The sequence below is a fragment of the Dapis purpurea BLCC-M126 genome, from assembly GCF_050015975.1.
In the GTDB taxonomy this organism is placed as follows: Bacteria; Cyanobacteriota; Cyanobacteriia; order Cyanobacteriales; family Microcoleaceae; genus Trichodesmium.
In genome coordinates this window covers 13,082-35,960 of record NZ_JBNHER010000095.1, presented here as the reverse complement: position 1 = coordinate 35,960, position 22,879 = coordinate 13,082, and the positions used below count along the sequence as shown (strand labels likewise).

Here is a 22,879-nt window from a genome sequence, read left to right as displayed (position 1 = left end):
TAAATCTGATGAAAAAATATATAAAGCCATAAAAAAGCTGTAGTTATACACTATAATTCAGAGATAAATACTGTAATTTTTCCTGTAGAATAAACAAATTAAATTTGTCGATTTACAGAATAAATACAATGAGTTTTCAACACATTAAATTAAACTAGAAAAAAAACTATAGTGCTACACTATATTTAGAGATAAATACTGTAATTTTTCCTGTAGAATAAACAAATTAAATTTGTCGATTACTAGAATAAATACAATGAGTTTTGAACACATTAAATCAAACCAGAAAAAAACTATGGTGCTACACTATATTTAGAGATAAATCCTGTAACTTAGTCTGTAGAATAAACAAATTAAATTTGTCGATTACTAGAATAAATACGATGAGTTTTCAACACATTTTTTGTAGGAGATAAAATGACTACTACTTTCAAATATCAGCCTAATTTAGCTACAAAATTAGTTAATGGAATTCTTTCAATTAAACCACTCGCTAATTTTGCTAAAACTCAAGCACGAAAGATGATAATTAAACGTGCAGAAAAAATTGGTGTTCCTTGGCGTAAACAAGCAAAAGAACTTTCGGAACGTAATTGGGATAAAGAATGGAAGGAGGTAAATAATCCTAATTTGACATATCCAGAATATTACCTCACTTCATTTCATGCTTATGAAAAAGGTAATATGAGTTGGCAAGCTGCAACTGAAGTAGAAGTAGCATCATTGGCAGTTCATGCTGGTATTTGGCCGGAAGAAGGTTTGAGTGGAGATGCTAGACTTCGTAACAGTTTTCTTGATATTTTAAAAGCAGAAATTTCTACACCAAAAGATGTTTTAGATTTAGGATGTAGTGTGGGGTTAAATACTTTTCCTCTACAAAAAGTTTTCCCTGAAGCTAAGTTTACAGGAGTAGATTTATCACCTTATTTTTTAGCAGTTGGTTTGTATCGTTCTCAAGAGCAAAATTTGGATATTAATTGGGTTCATGCTGCTGCTGAAGCAACTGGTTTACCTGATGATTCTTTTGATTTAGTTTCTATCTGTTTGGTATGCCATGAACTGCCACAAGTTGCTACTCGAAAAATATTTCGGGAGGTAAGGAGGTTATTACGTTCAAATGGTAGTATTGCTATTATGGATATGAATCCTAAGTCGGAGGTTTATACTACGATGGCTCCTCATATTTTTACTTTGTTGAAGAGTACGGAACCTTATTTGGATGAATACTTTACTTTGGATATTGAAAAGGAGTTGGTTAATGCTGGTTTTTCAGCTCCAAAAATAATTTGCAATACTCACCGTCACCGCACTATTATTGCTAGTGCAGGATGACGGAAATATGTTACCAGTGACAAAATACTCAAAGCCTTAGCAATCAAAACTTCTGAATTCCCCTCCCAGGAGGGGTTAGGGGTGGGTTGAATTCTGAATTCTGACTTCCGCGTAGCGGTACTAGGGTTGCTTGATTATTAAAGTTGTAATTTTTATCGCCCCTTCAGAGCAAGGAGTCAAGACTTAGGAGTCAGAACTCAGAATTAATATCAATTCAAAAATTTATTAGGGTTGAAGCTAGGGAAGACTTTCACTGTTTAACTGAAAATAGTTTTCCCTTTCTTGAATTGCAATATTTTGGATTAGTTTTGATAATATAGTAGCTAATTTATTTTCAGCTCTTAAAGTTTTAATATTGAATAAAAAATCATGTATAAGGGCGAAGTAAACCTAAGTATATATTAGTGTATCACAATTTTTAGAGAAGTACAATTGGTATCGGCGATTTTTTTTAGAGCTTCAAAGAATGAGAATCTAATACTATAGTAGTAATGCAGATTAATTTTTGAGGCAACAACCATAGCAAATACTATCTAATCAAAAAAGAGAGTGGGAGAGTAGGAAGTAGAGAATAGAAACCCTGACTCTTTAATTTTCTTATATTGCCAAACCAAGGTCTATTATATCCACTAAAAAAAGTTAATGCAGGAGGATTTTGAAATTTGTATAATGTTGCTCAAGAAAGGTTAAATACACTTCTATTTTTTTCCCTTTTCCCTCTTGCCTATTCCCTAAAATATAAAATTTTGTACCTCATTCAGAGACAGAAATTGCTCTCCAAGAATCTAGCGATCGCTATTAACCCTTTTTCCCGTCTGTGCAAGAATAGGATTATTTTTTTGACTTTTTTTGATTTTTTTAGCTCGATCATTACTGCCATCTAAATTTCCTGGTGAATTAGATTTATTTGTCTCACTTACAACTTCTTTTCCTTGTAATTCTGACAACAATGTACGACGTTTTAGCTGAGATTCTGAGTCATCCGGTTTAATAGCAAGAGCGCAGTCATAACAAGCCAAAGCTTCTTTATAGCGTTTAATTTTTTCTAAGACTATACCTTTTCTTCCCCAAGCTTCATAACTATTATTGTTAATAGCAATTGTTCGGTCATAAGCCGTCAAAGCTTCTGAATAACTTTCCAATTTTTCTAATACCCGACCCTGACATAACCAACCTTCATAACGTTCCTTTTGAATAGCAATAGCATGATTACAAGAACTCAAAGCTTGGTCATACTTTTCTAACTTCAATAATGCTTCTGCTTTACCTAGAAAAGCTTGGTAACATTGGGGGTGAATTTTAATTGATCGGTCGTAAGAATTAACTGCTTCTTTATACTTTTCTAAAGCATCCAAAGCTACTCCTCGATTATGCCAAACTTCATAATCATCTGGCATTAATTTAATTGCTTTGTCGTAGCAATTAACTGCTTCTTTATATTTTTCGATTTGCCACAAAACAGCACCTTTGTTGTACCAAATTTCATATCTATCTGGTTGAATTTTCAGTGCTTTATCATAAGAATTAATTGCTTCAGTGAAAGATTGCAACCTTCCAAGTAAATTACCTCTATTATACCAAATTTCAAATTTATCTGGTTGAATTTTCAGTGCTTTATCAAAAGTATTAATAGCCTCCTCATAACGCTCTAATTTTCCTAACAAAGCACCTAAATTATGTAAAATATCAACATTTTTCGGCTGAATTGAAAGAGCTTGTTGATATGAAACAAGTGCCTCATTATATTGTTGTAATTTATTGAGTAAGATACCTCGATTGAGCCAAATTTCTACATGATCTGGCTGAATAGAAAGAGCTTTATCATAGGAACTTAATGCCTCAGAATAACGCTCTAACCTGATAAAAACATTGCCACGATTAAACCAATATTCAAATCGATCGGGATTAATTGCAGTAGCTCGATCATAAGCAGAAAGAGCATCAGCATAACGCTGCAATTTCACAAATACATTACCTCGCTTAAACCAAGCTTCACTGAAACCAGAATTAAGAGAAATAGCTTTTTCAAAATTTACTAAAGCTAGATCGTATTGACCCTCAGAAAATTGTTTTTCTCCTAATTTTAAATAATCATCAGCAATCATATTAGACTGTTTTTCTAATGATTTTATATCTTGATAATTTTTAACCGATTCAGTTGCTGAATTTACAGGGTCATTAATTTCTTGAATAGCCTGATGTTTAGCTTCTTGAGCTTCGGAAATAATCACTTGTAGTTGCATTAAAAACTGAGACTTCAGAGCTTCTATTTGTTCTACAGATGATTTTGAAATTTTAGCTTCTTGATGAATAAATTCAATAGACTTTTTTGCAGTGACTATGTGGCTCTCTAATTCAGTAAATAATTTTTGGGATTGATTCAGATTTGATTCTAACTCACTGATTTTTTTTAACCGCTTATTAACTTCACCTACTAATTCTTTAATTATCAATCTTCTGACCAACCAAAAAAAGCCAATAGTTACAGGAGGCAATAAAGTTGCAACTAATAATAAAGTATTTAATAAAGTCAGAGTAGGATTAAGATCTAGACTAGCTTCTGATTCTCCATCTGTTTGTAAAGCAATTTGATAAGCTACTTGCCGAAATTGATGATTATTTTCTGCTGAAAATTCTACTACTTTCCCTAACCAACTGTTGTTTAAAATTCCTTTAATTTGATTTAGGTTTGGAGTTGATAGAGCAGCCATAATTTTAGGGGTATTATTGACTTGACTGAGTAATATTTCTGGAGGAGCAATTGATTTAGTCGAAGGCAAACTACTAATATTAATAGAGTCAGTAAGATTGCTAGTTTCTGGTGCAGTTGTCTGAGGGTAGGAATTAATATTAGGAGTAGCTGTTGCCTCTGTAGTTAAATTTTGGGAACTTAGGGCAGCAAGGGTTAAGATGGCTGTCTTAGAAATATTCATATTTTATTTATTTATCTATATAATAGAGGTTAGTTTTTAGTCAATTTTTATTGGCAAAGATTCCATTGAAGTACAGGAGTAGTTTTTGATTTCTGTGGAGAAGAAAAATTGTCTACCTGAGTTGAGCATGGAGTCTACCTCCCTATTACAAGAGTTTGTTACACTAAACCGGAAATTTATAAAGTTAAAAGTCATGCATTTAAAAGTTAAAAGTTAAAACTAAGATTTTATAGACTGTAAATTTTGATGCTACAGTAACTTTGGATAATTATTCTACATCTAAGAGTTTGAAAGCATTTGTGAAATTTTACACTAAATTAGTATTAGGAAAAGGTTAGAAAGAATTAAGGGAAAAGGGAGTCAAGAATAAAAGAAAGAAAAAATTGCTTGAGATAAGCAGATTCTAGGATTAATCAAAGCTAATAGTATTTCTCAGATATTGTAGATTTTTAGGGAATAGGGAAGGAACAAAAAAAATATCTTATTAAGATTATAAATGTACTCAAAAGTCATGTAGTTAAAAGTTAAAAGTAAGATTTTATAGATTGTAAACTTTAATGCTAAAGTAGCTTTAGATAATTATTCTACATCTAAGAGTTTGAAAGCATTTGTGAAATTTTACACTAAATCAGTATTAGGAAAAAGTTAGAGATAATTAAGGGAGACCCCTATATTCTAGACTTTTAAGTAATAGTCAAATTCTCACATCTAATTCCTAATTTTTAAAAGCAGAAACTTATCTCTAAAATATCAGTTTGGTAAATTTTTGGTATAGTGCCATGTCTTTTGGTTAAAACAATAAATTTTGCTTGCAAGGAAACATGAAAAATAAGAAAATTGATAGTAGAATGCTCCAAGGTATTTGCCTAGTACCGCTACGCGGAAGTCAGAATTCAGAATTCAGAAGTCAGAAGTTTTGATTGGCAAGGCTTTGAGTATTTTGTCACTGGTAACATATTTCCCTCATCCTGCACTAGTGCTATACAAATAGGGAAACTGGATTATAACCGCTTCATTTTTGTATAGACTTCTCTATGGACTGCTATAGCTAAAGTTAAAAATTAAATTCTTGCTATGGCTAAATTTGAGAGTTTGAGAATTTCCTGAGAGTAATAGCTACTGCTATACACAGCATTTTCTTCATTCTTGCTTCTTCTTTCTTCTTTGCCTTTGCTATAATACAGCGTTACTTGAAGATTAGTATTAGATCAAATAACTATAAACAATTTTCTCAAAGCTACTGTTTGTTTACCTACTTAATAACTCTTGATAATTTCTCAATCAAGCAATAAATAGTATTGTTGAACAAATACTTACAGATTTTGAGTTAATTATTTCTGATGACTATTATACTGATAATACTCCAAAAATTATTTGGAGTTATCTGGAAAAAGATAGTAGAGTTAAATACTTACAAAATTCCCAAAACTTAGGGCTTTTTCTTAATTGGAGTTGTTGCTGATAATCTGCATTTTTAATTATTCCTTACCTTTGCTATAATGACGTATTACTTCAAGATTAGTATTTGATGAAATGCCCATAGACAATTTTCCCAAAGTTACTGTTTGTTTACCTACTTACAACTCTGGAGAATTTCTTACTCAAGCAATAGATAGTATTCTTGAACAGACATTTACAGATTTTGAGTTAATTATTTCTGATGACTGTTCTACTGATAATACTCCAGAAGTTATTCGGAGTTATCTGGAAAAAGATAGTCGAATTAAATACTTAAACAATTCAAAAAACTTAGGACTTTTTCCTAATTGGAATCGTTGTTTAAAATCTGCTTCTGGAGAATATATTACTGTCTTTGCTCAGGATGATGTGATGTTGCCAAAAAATTTAGAACAAAAGGTAAAAATTCTAGACAAATACCAAAATGTTGGTTTAGTTACTTCGTCTATTATGGTGGTGGATGGTGAGAATAATTATCTTAATTGGGATTGGGCAAATTATGGTGATGATAGGTTAGTGAATGGTGAGGAATGGGTAAGAAAAAATTTGGGAGAAGCTAATCCTATTTGTTGCCCGTTTGTATTGATGAGACGAAAGGTTTTAGAGAAAGTTGGCGGGAAATTTAATGACAATTATGCTTTTGCTGCGGATTTAGAATTATGGTTAAGAATTGCTTTATTTGCTGATTTATATTTTGTCAAAGAAATCTTGGGATATTATCGATGGCATGAAGGAAATAAAACTCACAGTTTTGATGATTTTTATCAGGTTGAGGAACATTTACAAATCTGTAGTAATTTAATTGATACTTTAAATTTATCAGACTCAGAATTAAATGATTGGGAAACTGAGGTGTTATCTCGAACTGTTAAATGGGTGAGTTATTATCGAATTTATCGTCATTTGGAAATGGGAAATTTTGATGAGGCGTTAAAGTTATCTGAATTACTCGAAAGTTGGCGGGGTAGATCGGGAAAATTAGGTATTTCTTTGAAAGAGTTAGGTACTAGAATACAAGAAATATTGCAAGTAAATTCTCGCCTAAAGTCTGAGGTTGATGTATATAGTGCTTGGGTGAAAAATCTGGAAAAAGGGAAATTTCAACTGCAAGAAGATTCTCAGAGATTGCATTCTTGGGTGGATAATCTTGAGCAAAAAAATTCTGCTTTAGAGGCAGAAAAATCATGGCTAGAATCTCAGGTAAAAGCTTGGATGCAAACGGCACAAAAGTATTATCAGAAAATCAGAGATAATGGAAATAGTCGAGAGGTAAATTAGACGAACTTTCATAAATTAATGCTACGCCAATCGGGCTGATTTTTTTAGCCTGAGTGGAAAATAGACACCAAAGTAATATTTTAGGTAATTGGTATTAGATAAGAAAGAATAAGAATTTTAAGTACCTCGACAGAATTAATTTAAGATTTGTAGGAGGTAGGTAAAATTTGTTAGTTAGAGGTGTTAGGTATTAGGGGATTTGGGAAAATCCTAAAGTATAAAGTAGTTGTCATGCTAAAGCATTAATTTTGATAAATGGTATGAGATATTAATCTATGATTTTTGCCTACAAGCCAACAGTTTAGACCTCGCATAAATTGTCAAAATTAAATATTTTTTCTTTCCTTTTTTACATACTTCTATATTCCCTTTTCTCTGTTATGTTCAGGTGATTTCTCAGGAATAGTAAATATTTGCCGACTCGACTTTTTCAGAAAATATATAGGTAGTGATTTAGAGAAAAGGTGAACAGAAAAATACTTAAATACTCTGATTTATCAGAAATAGTAAATATTTGCCGACTCGACTTTTTTGGGAAAATATATAAGTAGTGATTTAGAGAAAAGGTGAACAGAAAAATACTTAAATACTCCGATTTATCAGAAATAGTAAATATTTGCCTCCTCGGCTTTTTGGGAAAATATATAAGTAGTGATTTAGAGAAAAGGTGAACAGAAAAATACTTAAATACTCCGATTTATCAGAAATAGTAAATATTTGGCTCCTCGGCTTTTTCGGAAAATATCACTACTTGTACAATACTGCCATAAATAATTTTGCCTAACTACTTATATATATGTCTAATTTCCTCAGATTTTGTGCATTAACATCTTAGATTTTTATTTTACTTTTTATCCTAATTCAATCGCACGACTATAAGCTGCACTTGCTTCATCTATTTTTCCCTGCTTTGCTAAAGCATCACCCAAATTTTTCTGAAATAAAGGTGAGGTGGGATTGAGATTTATCCCTTGCTGAAACATATAAATTCCCTCTTCCAACTCTCCCAATTTTGTTAAAGCTTCTCCTAAATAGTTATAAGCAAAATCTGACTTAGGATTAATTTCAATAGTACGGTGATAAGAGACAATTGCTTCAGACCACCTTTCTTGTTCTGCTAAAACTATACCAAGTTGTAGATAAATATCTGGATTATTTTTCTCTACTTCCAAAGCAAGTTGATATTCAGAGATTGCTTGCTCAAGATAACCTTGTTTTGCCAATATTTTGCCTAAATTAAAATGAATTTCTGGATTTTCTGGTTCTGTTATTAAAGCAATTTGATAAAAAATAATTGCTGATCCTAGTTTATTTTTGCTAAATAAAGTATTAGCTAAACGCCTACATATTTCTGGATTATAGGGCTGAATTTCTAAGAATTTATGGTAATGACTTTCATCCCTAGGAGAATAATCTATTGCTAGACGATAATTACTCAGTGCTAGTTGTAGACTTTGCCGATAACGTTGTTGAAAAATATCCGCTAACTTTTCATATACTTCTGTTAAAGTTGGTTCTAGTTTAACCGCTTTTTCATAACAAGAAATAGCCTCATCCCACTGCTTTTTTCGAGAATATAAATTACCAATAATTTTGTATAATTCTGCAAAATTAGGTTGAATTTTTAATGCCTGAGTATACCAACTCAGGGCGGCTTCTAAATTTCCCTGAGTTTCCCAAGCATTTCCTATAGTTTGATAAGCTGGAATAAAATCTGGTTTTGCCTCTATAATTTGATGACATATAGCGATCGCTACATCAAATTCACCCAAAACCAAATATTCTGTTGCTTTTTGGTGTTTTTCTATCATATTCAGAATTAAGTATTGATTTTTCATGCTTCACCATATTAAGCTAAAATATATTGCATATTCAAAGATTATTTATCAAGTACGTCCCCAAAAATCTCTCATACTATATTTGTAATTGGGAAGTAACTAATTCATAATATGTGGAGGAGAATATCTAGTTTACTTCTCTTTTACTAATATGCTATATAGTTATCAGCTAACCTTAGTAAATTATTACATTCAAAAGCTGAATTTTAGCTGGCTGAATATTTACAAAATATTTAATGTTACCTCAAATTTTTACCTGGAATGAATGAGTTTTATATTCTAGTAATAAAAGTCTAAAAATTATGCATCACAACTATATAAAAATTGTGCATAATGAATAAAAAAAATACTCAATCTCACTTGGATAAATAATAGCTGGAGTAACTATTCAGTAGTCAAAATGAATCGGGCAATTGATTGATTATGAATAGTTAAGGTTAGCTTTTGTTTTTTGATCCATACTTTTAATTCTGCGTGAATTTCTCAATACTTATTTAGAAAGCAGAGGTTATTAAACTGATAGCTGAAGACCTATAAACTAAATATTAATATCTGTGAAGACCCGCTTTCATCAGCTCAAAGAGAACTAGAAATAAATTTTAAACTATAAACACAAGAAAAAAAACTATGGTGTTTCTCAAGTTACTGAGGTAAACAAGGAATCAAAACACAACAAGCTATGCAGACCATATAAAAAATCTGGGAAAAATCTTTCCTAAGCCTAAAGAAATCAATTTTATCCTATAATTGTTTCTCAATATACCTTATTTTAAGGTAGTATTATTCGTCAATTACAGTTCTATAAATTTAACGGCAAACTATTTGAGTATTCTGACCAATGAAATTAGATTTAAAGAATCTTTGTTTACAAAACTCAGTCTCCCCCAGAGGTATTATTCATGTGGGTGCTTATGATGGTAAAGATATTAAACTTTATCAAACTTTAGACATATCAAAAATTCTTTTTATTGAAGCTAACCCAACAGTATTTGAAAGGTTAAAGTCAAATATAAACACAGCATCTCTCGACGTGCAAGCTGCTAACTATGCTATTAGTAATCAAAATGGCATAGTCAAACTATATGTCAATTCAATGGTGCAAAGTAGTTCCATTTTTCCCTTAAAACATTATCGAGATATTTACCCCAATATTCAAGAAACTCATCAACTCACTGTTGAGTCAAAAACTTTGGATACTTTGTTACAAGAGTTAGATCTTTATCCAACAGATTTTAATATCCTCAATCTCGATATTCAAGGAGCAGAACTTTTAGCATTACAAGGAGCAAGTAATCTACTTCAATATATAGATGCAGTTTACACCAAAGTTAATTATGAGGAACTCTATGAAGGTTGTGCTTTAGCAGAAAAAATTGATGAATTTTTAGTACAGAATGGTTTTGGTATGGTAGCAGTAGCAACACCATTTCATCCATCTTGGGGAGATGCTTTTTATGTTAGAAAACAAGTAGTTACTATGTCTACTATTGGTAAAAATAGTGGATTGGGGAATCAAATTTTTCAGTATGCTTTCTTAAAAATATATGCTCAAGAAAATGGGTTATCCGTAGAGACTCCTCCATGGCTAGGTCAAGAGTTATTTGGGCATAAAGATAGAGAAATATCTGAGGATTTACCTGTAATTGTTGAGAATAATAATGAAATTTTCCCTGTTAATGGAGAAGTTTGGAAAAATGTGAATATTCAAGGAAAATTTTTATATCACACTAGGTATTATGCGACCCACAAAGAATATTTTTGTTCTTTATTTCAACCTGTAAGAGAAATAGAAGCTATAGTAAAAGTTGCTTGGGAAAAATTGTGTTCTTATGGCAAAACTATCATCGGTTTACATTTACAATCAGACTCAGATGAAAATAATAATTCTGTTGTTGTTCCTAGTGAATGGTATGAAACTTGGTTGCATGGTTTATGGGAAACTTTAGAGGAACCTGTTTTATTTATTGCCAGCGATAATTTAGAGGAAATACCTCTGCTTTACTTTGCTCAATATAATCCTATAACGATTCGAGATTTAGAGGTAGAAGTTAATCCAGAATATCTGAATTTTTTCTTATTGAGTAAGTGTGATTTTGTTGCTATTTCTAATACTCCCTTTGCTTTTGCTGCTTGTCTCTTAAATGAAACAGGAAAATATTTCTTTCGCCCCCACTTTTCCACAGCAAAACTTATACCTTTTGAACCTTGGAATAGCACACCAGTTTTTCGGGATGTATATATTGATGAGGTAGAGAAAACTGTTTCATTTGAACCAACATTTAAGCATATGCAATCTCAACTCCAGCAAACTTCTGTAGAATTAGAAAATAGTCAATCTCAGAAATACGAACTCTCTCAAGAATTAGTATCTACTCAGTCTCAACTTCAGCAAACCCAAACAGAACTAGAAAATAGTCAGTCTAAGAAATACGAACTTTCTCAAGAATTAGTATCTACTCAGTCTCAACTTCAGCAAACTCAAACAGAACTAGAAAATATTTGGTCTCAAAGAGACCAAATATTAGGAGAATTAGAACAATTCCACTCTCAACTTCAGGAAAGCCAAGAAAAAATTATAAGTGCCGAATCAGAATTACAAAAAACTCGCTCCGAGCTAGAAAAAATCCAATCTCAGCGAGATGAACTTTCCCAACAATTAACATCTGCTCAATCTCAAATTCAGCAAAATCAAGAAAAAGCTATAAATGCCGAATCAGAATTACAAAAAACTCGCTCCGAGCTAGAAAAAATCCAATCTCAGCGAGATGAACTTTCCCAACAATTAACATCTGCTCAATCTCAAATTCAGCAAAATCAAGAAAAAGCTATAAATGCTGAATCAAAACTACAAAATATTCAAACAGAATTAGATAAATCTCACTCCGAGCTACATGATACGCGAGAAGAATTAGAAATTACTCAATTCCAGCTAGATGAACTACAAGCAGAATTAGAACAGTCTCAATCCCAGTTATCCAAACATGAGGAACAACTCAATACCTATCAATCCCAACTTCAACAAACTCAAACAGAACTAGAAAAAAATAAATTAAAACTAGAAAATCAGGAAAAAACATTACCAAATCAAAATACAACTAACTATGCAGCTCATCTCAAAAATCTAGCAAAAATTATCGCAGAAACAATCCCAGATTGATATAATATATAGAGTTTATCTTGATCAATTGAATGAGGTATAAAATTTGTTATTTTAATCAACAGGCAATAGAGAATCTAGGAATATATAATAGACCTCTTGTGAAAGTAAAATTACGTTATAGTAAATAAATAATCAGTTTTTATTACTTTTTACTTTTGAATTACTTTTGTAATAAATCTAATGTACTTCACCTGGATGATAAATGCTATAACCTCCATGATAAATGCTATAAAGAAAATATTTGTAATTGGTTTACTCAATATTGTTACTTTAGCTCATTCATCTGAGAATTACTATATCTATAATTTATAGTTCGCTTCCTTTGGTGGTAGGTGCTAAGTTATAAGTGTAGAAGACTTGTTTGAGCAATTGGGTTATTAAACTTCACACCTCACTTACAGTTTCTTGAATAAGGTTGTAGATTTTATATCTTAGGTTGTAGGTTACTTTCTACCTACCACCAAACACCTTTGTTCAGTTAAATACAAGGGCGAAAATTGAACCTACTACCTAAAACCCTCCTCAAAAAACTGAACTTAGCCTAGAAATTTTTGCTTAAAAGCAAAAATTATCTATAAAATTATCCCCTATTATTTACTTCTTTTTCCTTCCTCCTTAAAAATTATGAAAACAGCATTAATTTCAGGAATCTCCGGTCAAGACGGTTCCTACTTAGCTAAATTATTACTAGAAAAAGGTTACAAAGTTTGTGGCACTTCCAGAGATGCTCAAATGTCTACTTTTAAGAACTTATCTCGTTTAGGTATTAGTGACAAAATAAAGTTAGACTCCATGTCTTTAAATGACTTTAGAAGTGTCTTACAAATATTAACCAAATATCAGCCAGATGAAGTTTATAATCTAGCTGGTCAAAGTTCAGTAGGTCTGTCTTTTCAGCAACCTGTAGAAACATTAGAAAGTATCGCTACTGGTACCTTAAATCTCTTAGAAGCAATTCGATTTACTGGAGCAAAAATTAAATTATATAATGCCAGTTCGAGTGAATGTTTTGGCGATACAGGCGGTCAACCTGCTACAGAAATTACTCCATTTCGTCCTAGAAGTCCTTACGCCGTTGCTAAATCTGCAGCTTTTTGGGAAGTAGCAAATTATCGAGAAGCTTATAACTTATTTGCTTGTTCTGGTATTTTATTTAATCACGAATCTCCCCTCCGGCCACGACGTTTTGTAACTCAAAAAATTATCTCTATTGTTTGTCAAATTGCTCAAGGTAGTAAGGAGAAATTAAACTTAGGAAATATTTCAGTACAAAGAGATTGGGGTTGGGCACCAGAATATGTAGAAGCAATGTTTTTAATGTTGCAGCAAGATGAAGCAGATGATTATGTAATTGCCACTGGAGAAACTTATCCTTTGCAAGATTTTGTAGTTGAAGCTTTTAATTCTGTAGGATTAAATTGGCAGGATTATGTAGAAGTAGATCAAAGTTTATATCGCCCTACTGATATTTCTGTAGGTAAGGCAAATCCAATTAAAGCTCAAGAAAAATTAGGATGGAAAGCACATTATAAAATGCCAGATGTTGTGCGGATGATGGTTGAAGATAGAATAAATAATGGATAATGGATAATTGATAATTGATAATTATTTAGTTTGAAAACTTTTGTATTAAATTGAAAATTTTTACATTTCTCTTCTCTAAAAAAAATAGTTTATTACAAAGTTTAGTATTTTAATTAATTATCCATTATCAATTGGTAAATTATGGTAAATTAGGTCGATTTTTTAGCAATTTTATAATCTTTATTTTTGTGATTTTTTATCTTTCGTTAAAACCTATGAATAAAACTACAATAATACCTTGAGAAAGTAGCTATAGCTAAACTAGAGGAGAGTTTGAAAAGTGCTGTTTTGCTGTGCCAAAATATAAAAAGGGTGAACTTATTGAAGGAATTGTTTATATGGCTTCATCACTGAGATTTTATGGTCATGGTTAACCTCATTTTCAAATTAATACTTGGTTAGAAGTTTATGCTGCTGTAACTCTAGGAGTTAAGGGTACTGATAATAAAACTAGCCGTTTAGATAAAAATAATTAACCTTAACCAGATACCATGCTATTTATTGAACCAAGTTTAAGAGGACAAACAAAAATTAGCGAGGATGATTATATAGAAGGTATGCCAGAATTAATTGTTGAAGTTGCTGCTAGTATTGCTGCTTATGATTTACATGATAAATTAAAAGCTTATTAACGCAATGGAGTAAAATAATATTTGGTTTGGAGAGTTTACGAACAAAAATTAAGTTAGTTTTGGTTATCTGAAAGAGAGTATATTTCTGTTTCTGTAGATGAAAATGGAGTTAGAAAAAGTCAAGTTTTCCCTGGATTATGGTTATGGAGTTAAATCTTTAATACAGGAAAATTAAGCTGAAGTCTTAAATGTACTTCAACAGAGATAAGCTACTTCAGGAAAACAAAAATTTCTAACTCAAATTAACAGTTAATAGAAATATTTATTTGTCTGATATTGAAGTTACTACTGCTCTAGTACTCCTAGACAGTGATATCCTAAACAGACTTATTTTTGGCAATGTAAATTTTTACTTTCTATTATGATTAAGTATGTAACTTTACAAAACTTTATACAATGAATGTAACTACAGCCCCTCTAATAAATCAGCTAGAAGCACAAAGCTGGACTTGGAAAAGCCATAAGATCCAATATACCGTCATGGGAGCTGGACAACCCTTACTCTTAATCCATGGCTTTGGAGGTTGTATAGGTCACTGGCGTAATAATATCCCTAACCTCGCTGCAGTCGGCTATCAAGTATTTGCCTTAGACTTGCTAGGATTTGGAGCATCTTCTAAGCCACCCATAAATTACAATCTTAAACTTTGGCAAGAATTATTATACGACTTTTGGAGTGAGCATATCCAAAAACCCACCATATTTGTTGGCAACTCCATAGGCGGATTACTCAGCCTAATGATACTAGCAGACCACCCAGAAATTTCTAGAGGAGGAATTCTCATCAACTGTGCTGGAGGCTTAAACCATAGACCTCAAGAATTAAACCCACCACTGAGATTCATCATGGGAATGTTTACCAAATTAGTCAGCTCCCCAGCTTTCGGACCATTTATTTTTAACCAAGTCCGTCAAAAACATCGTATCCGTAACACTCTCAAACAAGTCTATATAAATCAAGAAGCCGTTACAGAAGAATTAGTAGAAATAATCCATCGTCCTTCCTGCGATGCTGGAGCGCAAAAAGTTTTTGCTTCAATTCTCACTGCACCTGCTGGACCTCATCCCTCAGAATTATTACCAAAAATTAAAGCACCACTATTAGTAATTTGGGGAGAAAACGACCCTTGGACACCAGTATCTGGCGCAAAAATTTATCAAGACTTAGTAGACAAAGGTGGAGCTATTCAATTTGAACCTATACCAAACACAGGTCATTGTGCCCACGATGAAAGGCCCACAATAGTTAACTCTTTGATTTTAGATTGGTTAGCTCAACAGTAAAACTCTTAATAGGCAATACTTTCAAGATTTATAAAAAAAAATTCCTGAAAGTAGTGACAAAACGAGTCTAGTAGGTTAGACTATCTAGCGTGTGAGGAGCGAATCAGCGAGAGCATCGAGACGAAACACGGCCAGTCGTCGATGCTCTTTCTAAAGAATAATTCTGTTAAAAATCTCTAGTCAAATTAAGACACTATCTTTGTGTCATTTACCTTTTTAAGTGGTGTTGAGGACAATTAAAAAGCGGTCATTAATAATGACCGCTTTTTTAAATTTCAATTAATTTTGATACATTTAGTTGGGATTAGAACTTTCTAACTCTGTTGGCATCCAGTCAGTAGTAACATATATATGCCCTAACTCTTTACCCTGATAACTTCTTTTAGCAAATCGCCACCCAGGTTCAAGAACAATCTTAGTAAATCCATTTGCCAAACCATAAGTTCTACCAATTAGTAGTCGTGGTGCATTAGAATCAACACGAGAAATACCCATTAGACGTATATCACCTCCACTCATTTGTAAAGACAAAGCATAGTCAAGGGCTAGATCGGTACCTGCCATTCGGATAGAATAACCATTACTGTCGGTAGCACGTCCACAAATACCTGTAAAATCGAAATTTAGTAACAATGGATCAACTAAGGTAGGGCGATCGCCACTTTCACTCCAACATTCTCTGGCATCCGTTTTTTGTTCCAAGATTAGCAATTGTGGACCAAAAGCACGGGGGACTGCAATTGCAATGTATCTAGACTGCTCGACTTCTTTTTGGTCAAAGAAATTGGCCTTTGCTGGAAAAATAGAAGATAAAGTCAATAACCCTAAAGTTGTGAGTGCAGCTATAGACTGCTTGAAAAAAGTTTTCATATGTCTTGTTGAGTCTGATTTTATATAACTTCAAGAATGTAAATTTTAGGAAATTTTAGAATTTATTTTCATACTTATGGTGGTATTTGTCAAATCCTATCTAGCCCAAATTTTCTCTGTTAGATACAATTTTGTATTTTTTTAGTTTATCTGTCTTTGAGATTTAGATCTGAAAATTTGTTTCTATGTGAAATTATGATTTATTTGAAATATAAACAAATAGGATTAGTCTAATTGATTGCCGATTTTTAGTAATTTATAATTTTTCAAATTTCCACTTCATACAGAATTTACATTTTAAATATGAATAGATAATTCAATACTTGAGGTAAAAGTTGAATAATTAACAATTAATAATTAAGCAGAGCAAGCTAAAAAAAAGAGGTTACATATTTAGCCACAAAATGCATCAAAATAATGATATACGTGAATTTTGAGATAATTTACAATTTGATACATAACGCACAAAATTTACCACGCTCTACTTAATAATTAGTTATACTGAAAAGAAGATGATTTAGACCTTGATTATTTGGTAACAAAGAATAGGAAAAAATGAATATGAATAAAAAAATTGTGTGATTTAAAATATGAAAATATAGTTTTACAGATTAAAAGCTATCAATAATTTTCCAATGAATTAGCAGAGGAGAGCTTTTTTTACTACAGAAAAATTAGATATGCTTTATATTAATTCTGGATAATTAGTGAGCAAAAATATTTTCCTTTGCCACCTTCATTCCAAACCTTGACCGAAAAATCAAGGTTTAAACCTAGATTCCGCTCTTCAAAACGTAGTATAAAAAAATCAGAAGCATATCATTTCCGATAGCATCGGTATTGTAAGGTAAGGGTAAGGAAGAAAGTTTTAGTTATCTAGGAGAGAAGGCTTAAAAGCCTGAAAAAACTTAAATTTCCTGTAAACATTCACACTCAGATTTACACAAACGATACCAGCGGACATGATATCAAGAGTTAGAAATCAGGAAAAAATCATAGTGGTCAAAAGAAGCAAATAATTAAGTATTTATGCTTAATATTTTCCAGATAATTTGACGAATGAGTAAAGATAAATTAAGATTATTTATATAATATAAATAGCTAGCAAAGCGCCTTTTTTTATAATACTTTTAATGTTACAAATTGACGTGCAGAATGTGAGTTTAAAGCTTCTCCTTTCAGTGATAAAAAAAGAAAAAAATTTCCTTTTAACCAATCCTGTTCTTCAAAAGAAGAGATAATTGTTAATCTATTGAACTTGCTGCCTTTTGCCTTATCCATTCTGGCTTTTATCCACTCAACTATAATTTTTTCACCCAATATGATATTACTTCCGGTGGTCTTTCTTCATAACTAATTCATGGAAACTAGATTTAGTAGTATCAAATGTAAATTCTTTCAAACAGTTAACAATTAACAATATGCTTCTACTTAGGGTGTGCTGAATAATTGTTTGATTCTGATAGGCAAAAAATAATAGACAATAAGCAATAATATTTTTATTTTTGAAGTTTAACAGGAGTGAAATCTTTCAGCAGAAGAGTTCAAGTTCTGGATTATTTTTGAAGAATTAAGCTTCTAACTTACCAAGAGAATGATCGAGGATTATGTTCAAAACTTTTGTGAATTAAGCTTTCAGACTTATTGATTAAGGCATACTTGCAAAAAAGTAGTAACTTATCTCTGTTTCACTACAAGAACTGAGCAGCTTGCCTCAGCAATAACCTGGCTACTGACAGATCCCTGTATAATCCGATTTATACCTTTTAACCCCCGACTACCAATCACAATTAAATCTGCACTATAAATATTAGATAAGCGCACAATTTCTTCAGTCGGATCCCCCATAACAATCTCTAGTTCAGTTGTGCAAGGAAGCTTTTCTCGGTAAAGTTGAAGCTGCTTTTCAAATTCTCCGAGAGAAATTTTTTCCCTTTCAGACTTAGGTATATCTACCTCCAGATCCAAATCATATTTTTCCCTAGCAACCACATGAGATAAAATCACTCTCGTTTCTGATGTTAAGTGAAATTCTGTCAATGCTTGAATAACTAGCTCTAAATCTGACTGTGAATTGCTAAAAGCTACAATAATTGTTTTAAAGACCATATATTATTAAAAGAGTATTATACCATCTGGACAAATATTCCTACGGATCTATCTTCCCTGTCCTCGATGCCCTGTAAACACAGTTTTGTCAAATTATTTTATTAACTTCGTATTAGAGATAAGAAATAGAAAATTCAGGTTTCTCTTGAGAAACCTAGTAAACTTTGAGTGAATTCAGTAGCAATTAATCTGCTCTATAAAACTTAGAAAAAACTTAATAAAGCAAAGCATTAATGTTTATTTCCTGCATCACTCCAAACTGTCAACACCACACTGATCAGAGAGACTTTTTACCGTAGGAGCCAAAAGCTAAATTTACCAATCTTAATACTGGCATCAAAATCCAAGTCACCTTAGAGTATCACCAGCTTCAAACTTGAAAATAGTATATTTGACTGACATATTCTCCCGCGATCAAGATTCTAACGGGAGTCATATAGCATCATTTATAAATTTTTGCCATCATTTTCCTGACTACTTGTTTCTTGTTTTACCCACTCTTGTTGTTCCTGCTCCTGAGCTTTCATCCTCAGTCTGACTGAGTTAGCATGAGAAGGCAAACCCTCAGCAGTAGCCAAGACATCAATAGCAGAAGCAACCTTTTGTAAAGCAGTAGGAGAATATTGAACCAAGCTAGAATGCTTCATGAAAGTTTCTACCCCCAATGCCGAGGCATAACGAGCAGCACCAGAAGTCGGTAAAGTATGGTTTGGCCCTGCTAAATAGTCTCCCACAGCTTCTGGAGTTGAATAACCAAGGAAAATAGCACCAGCATGGCGAATATTTTCCAATAAATCCCAAGGATCTGAAACTTCTAATTCCAAGTGTTCTGGAGCAAATTGATTAGAAAGTTCAGCAGCAGCTTTCAGAGATTCAACAACCACCACCAAACCATAATGGGCGATCGCCTTTTCTGTCAAAGTGCGACGTGGATGATCCTGGAGTTGCAGTTCCACCTCTACTACCACCTGACGTGCTAGTGCTGAATCTGTAGTCAATAAAATAGCAGCAGCCAAAGAGTCATGTTCTGCTTGAGCCAACATATCTGCTGCCAGATGAACCGGGTTAGCCTGAGAATCTGCAATAATCAGTACTTCTGAAGGCCCAGCTAAAGAATCAATCCCTACTGTACCATAAACAATTTTCTTGGCCAAAGTCACATAGATATTACCTGGCCCAGTAATCACATCAACCTTTGGTATAGTATCTGTACCATAAGCCAGAGAAGCTATTGCCTGGGCTCCTCCGATTCTATAAATTTCTTGAATACCTGCTTCTTGAGCGGCCACCAGTACAGCAGGATTAATTTTTTTTCCTTGGGCAGGTGGTGTCACCATAACAATCTTGGGGACTTTAGCTACTTTAGCTGGGATAGCATTCATCAGAACTGTACTAGGATAAGCAGCCTGGCCACCAGGAACATAAAGTCCAGCTCTATCAACAGGAGTATAGCGTTTACCCAAGACTACTTCGTCGTCACCAAACTGAACCCAGGACTTAGGAACTCGTTGTCGGTGAAAAGCTTCTATTTGTTTAGCAGCCAAACGAATTGAACTTAATAAGTCCTTATTTACTTGCTGATAGGCCGCATCTAACTCAGAACCACTTACTTTTAACTCTTCTGGAGTCAAAGTAATATGGTCAAACTCAGAAGTATAGTGTAACAGAGCTTCATCACCTTTTTCTTTAACGGAGCGCAAAATTTCTCGCACCGTTGTTTCTTTATGAATAGCCATATCATCGTGGGTACGCTCTGTGATACGTTTTAATTCAGCTTGTGCCTCAACCCACTGAGTAATTATTCGCAGCATAGAGATTAGGAATGCCAACTAAAAAATAAAGTTCGCGATGCACGAGGGTAGTTTCAGAACCAAAAGAGTTGGATCAACATCAAGAATATATCTATAAAAATGTTAAACACTGATAAGTGAGAAATAAAATACCTACTCATCGCCAATTGTCTTGTAATGACCCAGATTTTATCTAGGGGCAAAAGTCAAACAATTCTCCTAGTTTCCGAATTACCCATTACTCTTTGTTATAGCGTGAACTCGCAACACTGGCATCTTTAATACTTTGTGACATCTTCTCTGGCTTAAAGACGTGGAGATTTATATTGAGTGCTTTGCCTGCACGACTTGAACACTCTTTAGGCAATAACTGACAAATGTCAAAAATTCCTTAATATCAACAGAATAACCCCATAGAGCTAAGTTTAGGGAAAATGTGGATTTGGAGATGTATTTCAATTCCGATGGAAATTCCAAATCATACCAAATTCATTAAATAATGTTATAAATAAATAGCTAGTGTCGCTACGTATAAGTTAAAAGTATTGATTACTAAGGCTTTGAGGATTGTATGATTTGTCAGTTATTCCCACCATCCTGGACTAGGTAATGGTACTCTCAAAAACACGATTCAGACTAAATGCAGTTTATAGAGTATTGTCTTGTAGAGATAAAGAGATGGCTAGTGTAGTGAATCTGAGGATAGGGTGTTGGGTTTCTCCTATGGATAAGCTCGGTTAAAACTTCCTTCTACAATGGCCTACATTTTTAGTCGTGTCAGTCCACTATGACCTAAAACATAAAACTTATTTGTAGCTAACTTTTTTTCAATTGGTACACTACCTTGTGTGCTGATAAAATAAATGCTAAGATACTAAGACATTTTGTAGAATTGATTAGCTATAACTAAGGGAGCTATAAGTCATATAGATTTACTCACTTTTAATCAACCTTAAGACTCAAAGAGAGAAAATTTATCACTAGTTGCTGGGACTGAAACATAAACCTCGCAACTTAAAATGTAATGCGGTAAATCCCGATCCATATTATATTTATAGAGAGCTTCAGCTATAACGGAAATCAAATCTACAGAGAGATGAAAGGCATTTGCATGATGTCAAACCCTAATTAATTTTATATCGATTATAGATACAAAGTAAACTATGGCCAATATTAAGTCTGCTATTAAACGTATCCAAGTTGCTGAACGTAACCGTCTGAGGAACAAAAGCTATAAATCTGCGCTTAGGACTTTGATGAAAAAGTACTTCATTGCTGTTGAAAACTATGCCTCTAATCCCACAAATGAATTAAAGACAGAAGTTGAGCAGCGGATGTCAAAAGCTTATAGTAAAATTGATAAAGCTGTGAAACGTGGAGTTTTACATAAAAATAATGGTTCTCGTAAAAAGGCTAGATTAGCTAGATTTTATAAGAGACATTTAATGGCTGAAAAAAGTCAGCCAGAGTCTACAGTCACAGATGGTTCTGTAGCTTCTTAAAGTCAATTACCACTGATTCAAACTATTGTCAAAAGAAGTGCAGCCTTTAATTCATTTTTTAAGTCTGCTCTTGAAGATAAGTTATAGACTATACTCAGTGGTATTAGGTGAAACATGAACTGATATGCCAAAGATAAAAATATTATTTATGGGTAAGTTTAGTAGAACGGATCGGTCAAATTAACCAGGGAAGCCAAATGCAGCTAATTGATACTCACGTCCACATTAACTTTGATGTATTCAATTCTGACTTGGAAGAAATTCGCAAACGTTGGCAGCAAGCAGGAGTAATTCACCTAGTTCACTCCTGTGTTGAACCACAGGAGTTCCTTTCTATAAAAGCTATAGCAGATCGCTTTCAAGAACTTTTTTATGCAGTTGGCTTACACCCCTTAGATGCTCAAAAGTGGACATCTACCACTGCTAATCAAATTCAAGAGTTTGCTAAATCCGATCCTAAAGTAGTAGCTATAGGTGAAACAGGATTAGATTTTTACAAAGCAGATAATCAAGATCAACAAAAATTTGTTTTTGAACAGCAGCTAACCATAGCCCAAAAACTTAACAAACCATTAATTATCCACTGTCGTGATGCAGCCAACTCAATGGCCAATATTTTGTATGATTTCCAACAAAATCAAGGACTAGTCAAGGGGGTTATGCATTGCTGGGGAGGTACTCCACAAGAAACTAGAATGTTCTTAGACTTAGGATTTTATATTAGCTTTAGTGGAATTGTAACATTTAAAAATGCTATACAAATTCAAGAATCAGCTAAGATAGTACCTGATGATCGTCTATTAGTAGAAACAGATTGTCCATTTATCGCGCCAGTACCAAAGCGGGGCAAACGCAACGAACCTGCTTATGTGAAATATGTGGCTGAAAAAGTGGCTGAACTCAGAGGCGTGACATTCGAGAGTCTAGCAGCACAAACTAGCAAAAATGCTTCTCAACTCTTTGGCTTTTCTATAAAAAGTTAATTCATGGAAGTCACTGGTTTAAGATATAATACGATACGGTTCTAGCTGGAGTGAATCGGATAAAAATATTTATAAGAAACAGTAGAGTTTAGAGTGGGGAGATTACAGAAATATAAAATCTATATT

15 protein-coding genes are annotated in these 22,879 nt (G+C 33.0%); 9 read left to right on the top strand and 6 right to left on the bottom strand.

The genetic code is table 11. The features are described from left to right. Nucleotides 1–417: 417 nt before the first annotated feature. Nucleotides 418–1,332: a class I SAM-dependent methyltransferase gene (locus ACP6PL_RS08835; protein ID WP_426544645.1), complete on the top strand. Its 915-nt coding sequence runs from the start codon at nucleotides 418–420 to the stop codon at nucleotides 1,330–1,332. A 785-nt stretch (nucleotides 1,333–2,117) separates the two neighbouring features. Here the strand turns inward: ACP6PL_RS08835 and ACP6PL_RS08830 are convergent. Next, on the bottom strand, nucleotides 2,118–4,265 hold the full coding sequence (locus ACP6PL_RS08830) for a tetratricopeptide repeat protein (protein WP_426544643.1): 2,148 nt from the start codon (nucleotides 4,263–4,265) through the stop codon (nucleotides 2,118–2,120). Between the two features lie 1,288 nt (nucleotides 4,266–5,553). Here ACP6PL_RS08830 and ACP6PL_RS08825 point away from each other — a divergent pair. Together ACP6PL_RS08825 and ACP6PL_RS08820 are read left to right on the top strand one after the other, a co-directional pair. Continuing rightward, complete coding sequence (locus tag ACP6PL_RS08825; protein ID WP_426544669.1) at nucleotides 5,554–5,727, top strand: glycosyltransferase; 174 nt, start codon at nucleotides 5,554–5,556, stop codon at nucleotides 5,725–5,727. 71 nt (nucleotides 5,728–5,798) lie between these two features. Then, on the top strand, nucleotides 5,799–7,001 hold the full coding sequence (locus tag ACP6PL_RS08820; RefSeq protein ID WP_426544641.1) for a glycosyltransferase family 2 protein: 1,203 nt from the start codon (nucleotides 5,799–5,801) through the stop codon (nucleotides 6,999–7,001). Nucleotides 7,002–7,852: 851 nt separating this feature from the next. On the opposite strand, the gene ACP6PL_RS08815 is transcribed toward ACP6PL_RS08820, so the two are convergent. After that, the gene (locus tag ACP6PL_RS08815; RefSeq protein WP_426544639.1) at nucleotides 7,853–8,839 is read right to left on the bottom strand and encodes a tetratricopeptide repeat protein; all 987 of its coding nucleotides are present in this window, start codon (nucleotides 8,837–8,839) and stop codon (nucleotides 7,853–7,855) included. 838 nt (nucleotides 8,840–9,677) lie between these two features. Here ACP6PL_RS08815 and ACP6PL_RS08810 point away from each other — a divergent pair. From ACP6PL_RS08810 to ACP6PL_RS08795, 4 genes are all read left to right on the top strand, one after another. Then, nucleotides 9,678–11,996 carry an FkbM family methyltransferase gene (locus ACP6PL_RS08810; RefSeq protein ID WP_426544637.1) on the top strand — a complete coding sequence of 773 codons (2,319 nt, stop codon included), beginning with the start codon at nucleotides 9,678–9,680 and terminating at the stop codon, nucleotides 11,994–11,996. Between the two features lie 627 nt (nucleotides 11,997–12,623). Beyond that, nucleotides 12,624–13,583 carry a GDP-mannose 4,6-dehydratase gene (locus ACP6PL_RS08805; RefSeq protein ID WP_426544635.1) on the top strand — a complete coding sequence of 320 codons (960 nt, stop codon included), beginning with the start codon at nucleotides 12,624–12,626 and terminating at the stop codon, nucleotides 13,581–13,583. A 491-nt stretch (nucleotides 13,584–14,074) separates the two neighbouring features. Continuing rightward, a complete protein-coding gene (locus ACP6PL_RS08800; protein WP_426544633.1) occupies nucleotides 14,075–14,215 on the top strand; it encodes a hypothetical protein in 141 nt (46 codons plus the stop codon). Nucleotides 14,216–14,611: 396 nt separating this feature from the next. Next, nucleotides 14,612–15,499, top strand: coding sequence for an alpha/beta fold hydrolase (locus ACP6PL_RS08795; protein ID WP_426544631.1), 888 nt, complete (start codon nucleotides 14,612–14,614; stop codon nucleotides 15,497–15,499). Nucleotides 15,500–15,793: 294 nt separating this feature from the next. On the opposite strand, the gene ACP6PL_RS08790 is transcribed toward ACP6PL_RS08795, so the two are convergent. From ACP6PL_RS08790 to hisD, 4 genes are all read right to left on the bottom strand, one after another. Next, on the bottom strand, nucleotides 15,794–16,369 hold the full coding sequence (locus tag ACP6PL_RS08790; protein ID WP_426544629.1) for a DUF3747 domain-containing protein: 576 nt from the start codon (nucleotides 16,367–16,369) through the stop codon (nucleotides 15,794–15,796). A gap of 1,119 nt (nucleotides 16,370–17,488) precedes the next feature. Further along, nucleotides 17,489–17,689, bottom strand: coding sequence for a hypothetical protein (locus ACP6PL_RS08785; protein WP_426544627.1), 201 nt, complete (start codon nucleotides 17,687–17,689; stop codon nucleotides 17,489–17,491). A 357-nt stretch (nucleotides 17,690–18,046) separates the two neighbouring features. Then, entirely contained in the window at nucleotides 18,047–18,478 is a 432-nt protein-coding gene (locus ACP6PL_RS08780) for a universal stress protein (RefSeq protein WP_426544625.1), read from the bottom strand. Between the two features lie 446 nt (nucleotides 18,479–18,924). Further along, a complete protein-coding gene (hisD, locus tag ACP6PL_RS08775; RefSeq protein WP_426544623.1) occupies nucleotides 18,925–20,289 on the bottom strand; it encodes a histidinol dehydrogenase in 1,365 nt (454 codons plus the stop codon). A gap of 1,142 nt (nucleotides 20,290–21,431) precedes the next feature. Between hisD and rpsT the strand changes: the two genes are divergently transcribed. Continuing rightward, nucleotides 21,432–21,770 carry a 30S ribosomal protein S20 gene (gene rpsT, locus ACP6PL_RS08770; RefSeq protein WP_426544621.1) on the top strand — a complete coding sequence of 113 codons (339 nt, stop codon included), beginning with the start codon at nucleotides 21,432–21,434 and terminating at the stop codon, nucleotides 21,768–21,770. A gap of 197 nt (nucleotides 21,771–21,967) precedes the next feature. Then, nucleotides 21,968–22,753, top strand: coding sequence for a TatD family hydrolase (locus ACP6PL_RS08765; RefSeq protein WP_426544619.1), 786 nt, complete (start codon nucleotides 21,968–21,970; stop codon nucleotides 22,751–22,753). The last annotated feature ends 126 nt before the right edge of the window (nucleotides 22,754–22,879 follow it).